At 40.3% G+C, this 10772-nt stretch carries 11 protein-coding genes; 6 read left to right on the forward strand and 5 right to left on the reverse strand.

Going from position 1 to position 10772, the window contains the following annotated elements; genetic code table 11:
• Positions 1-459 (forward strand): adenine phosphoribosyltransferase (locus B4J23_RS12030; RefSeq protein ID WP_291360907.1); only part of this gene is annotated, 459 nt, incomplete at its 5' end.
• Between the two features lie 39 nt (positions 460-498).
• Here the strand turns inward: B4J23_RS12030 and B4J23_RS12035 are convergent.
• Entirely contained in the window at positions 499-993 is a 495-nt protein-coding gene (locus tag B4J23_RS12035) for a YqiA/YcfP family alpha/beta fold hydrolase (RefSeq protein ID WP_291360909.1), read from the reverse strand.
• Between the two features lie 387 nt (positions 994-1380).
• Here B4J23_RS12035 and lysS point away from each other — a divergent pair, with 387 nt between their 5' ends.
• Positions 1381-2910, forward strand: coding sequence for a lysine--tRNA ligase (gene lysS / locus B4J23_RS12040; RefSeq protein WP_291360911.1), 1530 nt, complete (start codon positions 1381-1383; stop codon positions 2908-2910).
• Positions 2911-3321: 411 nt separating this feature from the next.
• Here lysS and trpS read toward each other — a convergent pair whose 3' ends face one another.
• Positions 3322-4335, reverse strand: a complete 1014-nt coding sequence (gene trpS / locus B4J23_RS12045) for a tryptophan--tRNA ligase (protein ID WP_291360913.1) — start codon at positions 4333-4335, stop codon at positions 3322-3324.
• A 189-nt stretch (positions 4336-4524) separates the two neighbouring features.
• On the opposite strand from trpS, the gene B4J23_RS12050 reads away from it, so the two are divergent.
• Positions 4525-5451, forward strand: a complete 927-nt coding sequence (locus B4J23_RS12050; RefSeq protein ID WP_166137010.1) for a DUF808 domain-containing protein — start codon at positions 4525-4527, stop codon at positions 5449-5451.
• A gap of 48 nt (positions 5452-5499) precedes the next feature.
• Positions 5500-6402: a KPN_02809 family neutral zinc metallopeptidase gene (locus B4J23_RS12055; RefSeq protein WP_179992117.1), complete on the forward strand. Its 903-nt coding sequence runs from the start codon at positions 5500-5502 to the stop codon at positions 6400-6402.
• Between the two features lie 49 nt (positions 6403-6451).
• Here the strand turns inward: B4J23_RS12055 and B4J23_RS12060 are convergent, their stop codons facing one another.
• A complete protein-coding gene (locus tag B4J23_RS12060) occupies positions 6452-7006 on the reverse strand; it encodes a hypothetical protein (protein WP_291360917.1) in 555 nt (184 codons plus the stop codon).
• Positions 7007-7222: 216 nt separating this feature from the next.
• Between B4J23_RS12060 and B4J23_RS12065 the strand changes: the two genes are divergently transcribed.
• Together B4J23_RS12065 and B4J23_RS12070 are read left to right on the forward strand one after the other, a co-directional pair.
• Entirely contained in the window at positions 7223-8722 is a 1500-nt protein-coding gene (locus tag B4J23_RS12065) for a cation:proton antiporter (RefSeq protein ID WP_291360919.1), read from the forward strand.
• Positions 8723-8787: 65 nt separating this feature from the next.
• On the forward strand, positions 8788-9084 hold the full coding sequence (locus B4J23_RS12070; RefSeq protein ID WP_125278749.1) for an MGMT family protein: 297 nt from the start codon (positions 8788-8790) through the stop codon (positions 9082-9084).
• 39 nt (positions 9085-9123) lie between these two features.
• Here B4J23_RS12070 and B4J23_RS12075 read toward each other — a convergent pair whose 3' ends face one another.
• Positions 9124-9564, reverse strand: a complete 441-nt coding sequence (locus B4J23_RS12075; protein ID WP_004782991.1) for a universal stress protein — start codon at positions 9562-9564, stop codon at positions 9124-9126.
• Between the two features lie 471 nt (positions 9565-10035).
• Positions 10036-10290: a hypothetical protein gene (locus tag B4J23_RS12080; RefSeq protein ID WP_291360922.1), complete on the reverse strand. Its 255-nt coding sequence runs from the start codon at positions 10288-10290 to the stop codon at positions 10036-10038.
• Positions 10291-10772 lie beyond the last annotated feature (482 nt).

A 10772-nucleotide genomic window follows, 5' to 3' on the forward strand; every position in this document is an offset into this window, starting at 1 on the left:
ACTCCATTATTCATGAATAATCTGGGTCCATTAACTGATGCTCTGATTGCCAGCATTCCTGAAGAAAAGCTTGCTGAAGTAGACAGCTTTGTGGCAGTGGAAGCACGTGGTTTTGTGCTGGCAAGCCTGTTGGCGCAGCGTACGGGCAAAGGCTTATTGCTGGTTCGTAAAGCAGGTAAATTGCCGCCTCCAGTCGTAGGTGTAGGTTATAGCCTTGAATATGGTCTGGACCGTCTGGAAATGTCTGCAGAGGTTCAGGGACAAAAAGTAATTATTGTGGATGATGTACTGGCAACTGGTGGTACATTGAAAGCAGTTCATGAATTGGCTGAGAAATGTCAGCATCAGGTTCTAGGTGCGAGCATCTTCCTTGATCTGCCAGATTTACACGGTGAATTAGGCCTGGACATCTGGTCAGTACTTGATGATAAATCCCAGCCTGAAGCTGCAGTTGCTTAAGTCTAGATGATCAAAAAAGCCCCAACTATTGGGGCTTTTTTATTGCCGGATAAAATGATATTCAATTTCCTGAATCAGGTCATTAATCTGCTCAGGGTGTTCAAGACGATGGTGGCCACCTTCAATGGCATGAATTTGTATATAGTCTTCAAGCTGTGCCTGTGCTGCATGCATATCCAGAATTTCATCACCTAATTCCAGATAGGCCATTTGCGGAATATCATGCTGTAAATCACTGTCACAAATCGCAGGATAATCATCGCGGAAATTTGGTTGCAAGCTAGGATTCGCGATCACACAAGGGATTTGATGAGCTTGTGACATTTTTAGCGCCCAATAACCGCCCAGACTGTGTCCGACCAGAATATCCGGTTTAATGGTTTCAACCATTTCGTGGTAGAAATCGGCTACCGACTGGTAGCTCAGATTGCGATAATCCACATCTATACAATATTTATGCATTGCATCAATTGCATGAAATTTCGTGGACTGTTTTGACGAATCCAAGCCATGAAAAAACAATATTTTAGACATATTTTTACTCATTTTTATCGGACATGGCAAAGTCGTGGTCAGGGTGTTAAGACACCACCTTCTAATATGGTCATTATTGTAAAACGTCTATTTCGAGGAAGCAGTTAGCTATTGGTCTAAGCTGATACGGGATATAAAGGCAGAATTTGTGCAGAGGATTGAGGTCTTGGACTTTCATCTAACAAAAGTTGGGCAATATTCTAAAAAAACCAATCATAAAATTCGAAACTGAAAATAATGAAAATCATTTGTTTTTAAAAATTTCATATATCCAGAAATTTTTCTCAAGAAAAGCCACGTGTGGGAAGTGTTTACGCTACGATTTGATGCAGATTTCTGCTATTCTATGCAACTTCTATTTTTTAACTAATCTTATCCGAGGCAGAGATGACGCAAAATAACGCTCAATCGACTTCTGAACAAATCATTTCCGAAAACGATTTAATTGCACAGCGTCATGCCAAGTTAAAGCAGATTCAAGACCACGCAAAAGAAACTGGTGTTAGCCCATGGCCAAACACATTTAAACGTGAACATTATGCGCAAGATTTACAAGACCAGTTTGCTGATAAATCTAAAGAAGAAATTGAAGCTGGCGAACACGTTCATGTAAAAGTAGCAGGTCGTGTGATGTTGAACCGCGGTTCATTCATCGTGATTCAGGATATGACCGGTCGTATTCAGCTTTATGTTCCACGTAAAGAACTAGAGCCAGAAGTACTTGCAACGATCAAAGGCCTGGATCTGGGCGATATCATTGCAGTTGAAGGTTATATCGGTCGTTCTGGTAAAGGTGACCTGTATGTTCATATCGAACATTTTGAACTACTGACTAAATCATTACGTCCACTTCCAGACAAGTTCCATGGTTTGACTGATACTGAAGTGAAGTATCGTAAGCGTTATCTTGATCTGATCGTAAATGAAGAAACCCGTAAAACTTTTGAAGTTCGTGCCAAAGTTGTTGCCGGTATTCGTAGCTTCCTGAACGACAAACGTTTTATGGAAGTTGAAACCCCGATGATGCACGTAATTCCTGGTGGAGCATCTGCGCGTCCATTTGAAACGCATCATAATGCACTGGATATGCCGTTGTTCCTGCGTATTGCACCTGAGCTTTATTTGAAACGTCTGGTTGTGGGTGGTTTCGAGCGCGTATTCGAAATTAACCGTAACTTCCGTAATGAAGGTGTTTCTACTCGTCATAACCCTGAATTCACTATGATCGAATTCTACCAGGCGTATGCAGATTACAAAGACCTGATGGAATTGACAGAGCAAATGCTGGAAAAACTGGCAATTGATATTCTGGGTACCACTGATGTGCCTTATGGCGATGAAGTCTTTAGCTTCAAAGGACCATTTAAAAAGATCTCAATGTTTGACGCCATTCTTGAGCACAATCCACAGTTCACTCCAGAAAATGTCAATGACCGTGAGTTCCTGGCAAAATTTATTCATGACGAACTGAAAGAACAGGTAAAACCAGGTTTTGGTCTGGGTAAACTGCAAACAATCGTATTTGAAGAAACGGTAGAAACTCAACTACGTCAGCCTACATTCGTGACTGAATATCCAGCGGAAACTTCTCCACTAGCTCGCCGTAATGATCAAAATCCGCATATTACAGACCGTTTTGAATTCTTTATCGGTGGTCGTGAACTGGCAAATGGCTTCTCAGAATTAAATGACCCGATTGATCAGGCTGAACGCTTCCAGGCACAGGTTGCTGAGAAAGATGCAGGTGATGATGAAGCAATGCACTATGATGCTGACTTCATTGAAGCCCTAGAATATGGTCTGCCTCCTACAGCAGGTGAAGGGATCGGTATTGACCGTCTGGTAATGATTTTCGCGAATGCGCCAAGTATCCGTGATGTAATTTTATTCCCGCATATGCGTCATAAACACAATTAAGTTTGAAAAAAATAAAAAAACCGCATATGTTGCGGTTTTTTTATTAGTAGCCGTTGCTACATAGGTAAATATGAGGAAAAAGTATACTAAAGTATATTTAAGATAGAAAGTTTTTAATAAAAATTACAGACAAAAAAAACGCAATGATTGGGGTTGTCATTGCGTAGAAAAAGGGAGTTTCTTTCAAAACTAAATCAAGATTAACTGTGGAGAGATTTAAATTTGATTCCTTACTGTATATAAGTATAGTAGGACTCATTCTCATGTGACTCATCAGTATTCATGTTAATAGATGTTAAGTAAGGTTAAAACTATGAAGAATCTGTGTGGAAACTTGCCTTATTTTTGCGCATTTTGAGCTTAAATAAAAAAAGCCCTTCATATGAAGGACTTTTTTAAATATTGTCTATCTTAGAAGTGGAAAACGCCTAAGCCTGTTTTCACTTCATCTAAAGTGGCCTGTGTAATGTCACGGCATTTGTCTGTACCCGTTTTCAAAATATCCATGATGTAATCCGGATCTTTAGCCAGTTCCATACGACGTTCACGAATTGGACCGATCAACTCTTTCAGAACACCTTCCAGACGTTTTTTCACCGTACCATCACCTAAACCACCACGGCGATAATGTGCTTTCAGTTCTTCCAGTTCTTCTTTATTGGTGTCGAATGCATCCAGGTAAGTAAATACCACATTGCCTTCAACCTGGCCTGGATCTTCGATACGAAGGTGATTCGGATCGGTATACATCGCATTGACAGCTTTTTTGATGTCTTTATCAGAAGCATCTAGAACAATGGTATTGCCTAATGATTTAGACATTTTCGCTTTGCCGTCAAAACCTGGTAAGCGTCCCACATTAGAAAGCAGCGCCTTACATTCAGGCAGTAATTCACGGCCAATCTGACGGTTAAGGCGACGTACGATCTCATTGGTCTGTTCGATCATTGGAATCTGGTCTTCGCCTACTGGAACTACAGTTGCTTTAAAGGCTGTGATATCTGCTGCTTGAGCCACTGGATAGCATAAGAAACCTGCAGGAATATCACGCTCAAAACCACGCATCTGAATTTCAGATTTAATGGTCGGGTTGCGCTCTAGACGTGAAACTGTCACAAAGTTCAGATAGAGCATAGTCAGTTCGTTTAAGGCTGGCAGGCAAGACTGAACACAGATTGTAGTTTTGGTTGGATCAATGCCGACAGCCAGATAATCTGTCGCCACTTCAATAATATTGCGACGTACTTTTTCAAAGTTATCTGCATTATCTGTCAGGGCTTGAGCATCAGCGAGTAACAAATGTTGATGGTGAGAATCTTGTAAACCTACGCGAGAGCGTAATGAACCGACAAAATGGCCAAGGTGAAGCTGTCCGGTAGGACGGTCGCCAGTCAAGATTACTGGGCGATTATCTTGATTACTCATTATCTATTCCAAAAAGTAGTCTGTACTACATCTATATTTTAACGAATGGCCACATTGTACGGCATTCTGTTTTTGAATGTCAGCCAGAAAAAAAGCCGTAGTAAAAAATCTTATTAATTAAACAAGTGAATACAATATTTTTTAAATATTTTCATTAAAATATGTCTAAAGATGATAAGGATAACAAAAATGGCGAGCAGCTTATTAATATTATTGGATGATATTGCGACTGTTTTAGACGATGTTGCCGTGATGAGCAAGATGGCTGCAAAAAAGACGGCAGGTGTCTTGGGGGATGACTTGGCATTAAATGCTCAGCAAGTCAGCGGTGTACGGGCAGAACGTGAACTTCCTGTGGTGTGGGGGGTAGCGAAAGGTTCTTTTATTAATAAGCTGATTCTTGTTCCTTTGGCTTTACTTATTAGTGTGGTTGCGCCTTGGTTAATCAATCCTTTACTGATGATTGGCGGTTTATTTCTCTGTTATGAAGGCGTAGAAAAAGTTCTACATAGTTTAAAGCATAAGAAAGCCAAGACTGAAGAAGATGCTGAGGCTGAATTCACTACGATCGAAACCGATTTGGCCACATTTGAAAAAGAGAAAATTAAGGGTGCGATCCGAACTGACTTTATTTTGTCTGCGGAAATTGTAGTGATTTCTTTGGGCACGGTGGCAGCCGCAGCTTTTACCACCAAGGTCATCGTACTGGCAGGAATTGCCATATTAATGACAGTCGGGGTGTACGGCTTCGTCGCCATGATTGTTAAAATTGATGATTTAGGTTTGTACCTGACTAAGCAGGCATCCAGCTTCAAACAAAGTATAGGCTGTGGATTGCTGGCTTTTGCTCCTAAATTGATGAAAACCCTGACGATTGTAGGTACGATTGCAATGTTCCTGGTCGGTGGCGGGATTATTGCTCATACCATTCCATGGTTTCATCATTTCACTGAAGATTCGGTTGAGTATGTAGAGCATATGCCTAGTCTGGGCAGTATCGTAGGGGCTGTTACGCCTACACTGATTAATCTGGTGATTGGTTTTGTGGCAGGGTTAATCGTATTTATCTTGATTGGCTTTATTCAAAAAATCAGATCGAAATCAAAGCAGGCATAAATCAGGCCCGTTAAAATAAGCTGACTTTAAACTATAAGGAATCTCAGTATGCGCTGGAAAGGACGTCGTGTTAGTAGCAATGTAGAAGACCGTCGTGGCGGTGGTGCCAAAGCCGGTGGAATCAGTATTCTCGGGTTGATTATTGCTTTCGTGGCCTGGAAGTTTTTTGGCGTTGATCCACAGCAAGCCTATCAAACCACCAAGCAGGTCACGCAAGGGGTTTCTAGTGCAGAAACACGGGGTCTGGAAAATCCAACGCCAGAACAGCAAGAAGCGATCGATTTTGTAGGAACTGTGCTTGCCGATACAGAAGATACCTGGTCTCAAGTATTTCAGCAGCAGCTGAACCAGCAATATACTCCGCCTAAACTGGTTCTATTTAGTGGGGTAGTAAATTCTGGTTGTGGTACAGCGCAATCGGCCATGGGACCTTTCTACTGTCCGGCTGACCAGAAAGTTTATATTGATACGGCATTCTTTAAAGATATGCGTACTCAGATGGGAATTAGCGGGGAACAGAACTCAACCGAGTTATCTCGCAATGATCAGGCAGGTGATTTTGCTCAAGCCTATGTGGTAGCACATGAGGTGGGTCATCATATCCAGACCATTTTAGGCATTTCTTCACAGGTACAGCAGGCACGTCAACAAGCCACTCAAGCGCAGGGTAATCAGCTTTCTGTACGTCAAGAACTACAGGCGGATTGTCTGGCTGGGGTATGGGCTTATCATAATCATGAGCGTACGCAATTCCTGGAGCAGGGTGATGTACAGGAAGCCATGGATGCGGCACACAAGATCGGTGATGACTATCTGCAGAAAAAGGCCCAAGGCCATGTCGTACCAGACAGCTTTACGCATGGTACCAGTGCACAGCGGGTAAAATGGTTTAATACCGGTTTGAAATCGGGACAAATGTCTGCTTGCGATACTTTTAATCAAAATATCTAAAATTAAAGATCAAAAAAGGGGAGCAAATGCTCCCCTAATGATTGAATAGTTATTTTTCCAGAAAACGACTGAAGTTTTTCAAAATCTTGATACTGACAAATAGGGCAGCCAAGGCAAATAACGAAATCGCAAAGAGAATATATTTTAAATTGCTGATGTCATTATTATAAAATTGCTTCAATTCATTTATGGAATAGCTGAGTTTAGTGATCTGACCAGTTCGACTATCTTGGAACTGAATATTTTCAATATAAAAATAATTTCTCACTTTTACTAAATTGACATTTTGAATCTGCCGGGTATGTGACTGGTTATAGTCATCAGTACATAGGGCCGCATAATGCTCACAGCTGATTTTTGCTACATAACCATTTCCGGCAATCAGGATAAACAGCGCGTTGTCTGGACGTTGATTATTAGATACCAGTACATATTGCGCTTTGGCACTGCTTTTTAAAGGAATGCTCACGGCTTGCTGATAATATTGATCTGCTTTCAGGATCTCCTGAATTTTGGCAACACAAGTGAACATTAAAGAAAGTGTAACCAGAAAAATGACAGCAGCGAGACACAGACGGAATATAGTTTTGACAGTTTGATGCATGGAAGAAAATTTCTAAATAGAAAGGAGGAGTGAGCAATAAAGTGCTTTAAGGCTGTATGTTAAATCATCAGTTGTGAATATTGAAAAGAAACTTAACTTAATTCGAAAAAAAATGGGGCTAAACTTGATCCGCTAAAATATACTGTTTTTTTAAATTTATATTTCAAGTAAAACTTTCAGCTCACGGCTGCAAATTGCCAAATCTTAGGAAACCTAATGGGAAGTTTCTTTTTTTTACAACTGTTGACGGTGGTCTTTGCTCTGTCAATTGCCACTACCATGTTCAACAAACGTGTTCTAAGTTTTCCTCAAGCCATTGGTGTGCCGATTGTTTCCGCTATTTTTGTCTTTATCTTGCAATGGTGCGCCAGCCTGTTACAGGGTAATCCATTTTTTAGCATCAATATTGATAATATTGAGAAAGCAGTTCGCCATGTCAATTTTTATGACTTCCTGATTAATGGGGTGATCTGTTTCATTCTGACTTCATCCGCATTGAAGTTTAAGGTTTCAGATTTACGCAATCACTGGCGGCCGATTGGTATTCTGGCCAGTCTGGCATTGGTTTTTTGTGCAGTTTTCTTTGGTATTGCGCTGTACGGTTATCAGTTCCTGATTGGCAACCATGTCGATATATTAGTCCTGCTATTACTCGGTGCTGCGCTCGGAGCAACGGATCCAATTGGGATTAAAGGTGTCCTCAGTTCGGTACGCGCACCCCATCATTTGATCGTGAAACTGGAAGGTGAGTCGCTGTTTAATGATGCGATGTGTATTGCATTATTTATGACTTTACTGAATGTACTGCAAGGTGAAAACTTTACCGTACTCGCCGTCCTGCAAACATTGCTTTATGAAATTGTCGTGGCAGTCTTGATCGGGATCGGTTTTGGTCTGGCGATTCTACGTATTCTGCGCGGTAAGCATGAAATGGAATCACTGATATTAACTACTGCACTGTTGGCTTGTGGTTCATATCTGGTTGCTTTATTGGCGCATGCTTCTGCGCCAATTGCCTGTGTGATCGGTGGTTTGATTGTTGGTAATAAATGGAAAGAAATTCTGGCTGATGCAGATATCGGTGATGTAAACCATTTCTGGCATACGGTAGAGGGGATTATCAATTCCTTCCTGTTCACCTTGATTGGTCTGGAATTGTTCATTATTGATCTAAGCACCAGTCTGGTTCTAGGCGGAATTGTCGCTTTCATAATTCTGCATTTGGCACGCTTCCTGGCCAATTATCTGTCTTTTGCATTATTCCCTAGAATGCGTAAGAAAAGTTATAACGGCAGTTTAACCATTCTGTCTTGGGGCGGTGTACGTGGCGGGATTTCCTTAGCCCTGATTCTGGCAGTGGCCAATATTCCGCAACTGGAAGAATATAGCAGTATTCTGATTGGATATACCTTTATTGTGGTACTTCTTTCCGGGGTGGTTTGTGGCCTAGGTTTGCCAGCAGTGATGAATGCCTTTTATTACAACCCGAATGAAGAAACCCAAGGTTTTAAGGGTTGGTATCAGCGGATGTGCCACAAGATGAACCGTCGCGGTTTTCAGTATATTGTAGGAGAGGATGCAAATGGAAATGAAACCATCACCATCTTCCAGCCAGAAATGCTGATTGATAAGAAAGATGCCGATGGTGTAGCAACCGTGCATCATCCTGACAAAGTACAAGAAGTGAAACGCTTAGAGAATCCGGAGAATTTCTAAGCGTTAGAATTTTCTATCAAGATTGAAAGCCTATGACATCAAGTGCAAGCCAGGAAATGGCACAAATGATTCTGAGTGTAGTCAGCCAGATTCCTTATGCGAAAGTAGCGACCTATGGACAGATCGCTAAACTGGCTGGCTTGCCCAAACATGCACGTCTGGTAGGTAGGGTTTTAAGCCAGCTTGATACAGAAACCGATTTGCCTTGGCATCGTGTCCTGAACGCTCAAGGTAAGATCAGTCTCAATAAACTGGATGAATATGGACATAATATTCAACAGCAAAAGTTAGGCGCAGAAGGAATTCTATGTGCTGGAAATCGGGTCAGCTTAAAGCAGTATCAATGGGATGGATTTGTCTGAAAGAGAAATCCCCACTTGATTGAAGTGGGGATTTTTTTATTATTTACGGATAACCATTACAGGAACATTGGCCTGTCCCAAGATGCTTTGCGCAACACTACCCAGGAACAGTTTCTTGAAGCCAGTACGGCCATGTGAGCCAATCACAATCAGATCAGTATTCAAGGATTCTGCTGCTTTGACAATTTCACTATAAATCACCTGACCTTCGAGTAGCTGGGTCTCTGCATCAATACCTGCCGCAGCAAATTTCGCTTTTGCTTCATCAAGTGTCTTCAGAATTGCAGTACGGGCACGTTCAACCAGGTCATTGGTTTGAGCTGCTGTAATGTATTCAGCAGCGATATAGGGATCAAGTGCCAGCACCTGAACCACTGTCACTTTACTGTTAAATGCTTTGGCAATTTCGACAGCTTTATCGACTGCAGCGTAGGAAGTTTCTGAACCGTCAACGGGTACTAAAATATGTTCAAATGACATTAGAATTCTCCTTATCGGAAATAAGTTTTATAAAAATATGACGCGTTAAAATCGTATACGAATTGTTGTTTATACTTTGATCATAACGCGTATTTTATAAAAATAAAACCAAGTAAATACCTCAGTATTATGTTTAACAAAGCAATAATTTTTAATGGTTGGTATATTTTATAAGTTTTTGATTTATATTTATATTTTGAGATTAAAATAATATGATTTTAGAATATTAATGAACTAACTTAAAAAAGCCATCTGATTTTAATACTGCGTTATTACCTGTAATTTTAGATTCAAAAAATCCCTGTTATATAAAACTATAGGAACAGGTTTAAAATTGAGATTTTAATAATGAAAAATCTATCAAACTGCATAAAGATAGACTGCTATTTCTAATAGTAACCTTCTATCAGCATAATTTTAGTGTTCTAAAACTTCCCTTTCCAAGGGTGGGTTAATACCGTTATTTTCTTTTTAAAATTGAGCACGATCTGTAATGGATTTCTCACATTCATTATAGTGATCAATTGCAAAGTTTTTAATTAAGGCGGAACGTCCAGACTGATCTTGGGGTATTTCATATTTAAACGCTTTTTCAGTAAGTTTTATACCAATCAGAGCATGGAGATCATTCGCTGTACCGTAGTGCTGTTTTATTTGCTGAATCATCCATTTCTGTGGTGCACCTTTCAGTCTAAAGAGCATGACTTCTTGAGCCAAACTTTTCACATCATCACATCCTGAAAATCTGCTGCTTGGATGAATAACAGTTGCATTGGCTAAACTTATAAAACTCAATAGGAGCAGGCTTAGGTATATTTTGAATTTCGTCATCTTCAGTTTTGCTTTAATCCAGAGATGCTATTGGCCATATTTGGAAAAGTATTATAGCGATAGGAAAAGGTCCTAGATTCACTTTTTATTTTGTTTCTTCAGCAAGTTATTCTTAAAATTAAATATTATATGATACGACTTCGATTTAGATTTGGCTTTAAAAAAAGATACTAATTTTCATAGTATTTGCTAATAGGTTTCGAATTAAAGCATGATTTGTACAAAGTTTAAGAGTTTATGATTAATTTGCATAAAGACTGAACATTTGTGGTTTAAAATGCTTGACGATACGACCTGAAATTACGATAATGCGCACACAGTTTACGGCTATGTAGCTCAGTTGGTTAGAGCACCGCACTCATAATGCGGGGGTCACA

Source organism: Acinetobacter sp. UBA3025 (genome assembly GCF_002367915.1).
Lineage (GTDB): Bacteria > Pseudomonadota > Gammaproteobacteria > Pseudomonadales > Moraxellaceae > Acinetobacter.

Bases quoted from the DNA above. Each gene is read 5' to 3' on its own strand.
- B4J23_RS12035 (WP_291360909.1), bottom strand. From the start codon at position 993: ATGTCTAAAATATTGTTTTTTCATGGCTTGGATTCGTCAAAACAGTCC.
- lysS (WP_291360911.1), top strand. From the start codon at position 1,381: ATGACGCAAAATAACGCTCAATCGACTTCTGAACAAATCATTTCCGAA.
- trpS (WP_291360913.1), bottom strand. From the start codon at position 4,335: ATGAGTAATCAAGATAATCGCCCAGTAATCTTGACTGGCGACCGTCCT.
- B4J23_RS12050 (WP_166137010.1), top strand. From the start codon at position 4,525: ATGGCGAGCAGCTTATTAATATTATTGGATGATATTGCGACTGTTTTA.
- B4J23_RS12055 (WP_179992117.1), top strand. From the start codon at position 5,500: ATGCGCTGGAAAGGACGTCGTGTTAGTAGCAATGTAGAAGACCGTCGT.
- B4J23_RS12060 (WP_291360917.1), bottom strand. From the start codon at position 7,006: ATGCATCAAACTGTCAAAACTATATTCCGTCTGTGTCTCGCTGCTGTC.
- B4J23_RS12065 (WP_291360919.1), top strand. From the start codon at position 7,223: ATGGGAAGTTTCTTTTTTTTACAACTGTTGACGGTGGTCTTTGCTCTG.
- B4J23_RS12070 (WP_125278749.1), top strand. From the start codon at position 8,788: ATGATTCTGAGTGTAGTCAGCCAGATTCCTTATGCGAAAGTAGCGACC.
- B4J23_RS12075 (WP_004782991.1), bottom strand. From the start codon at position 9,564: ATGTCATTTGAACATATTTTAGTACCCGTTGACGGTTCAGAAACTTCC.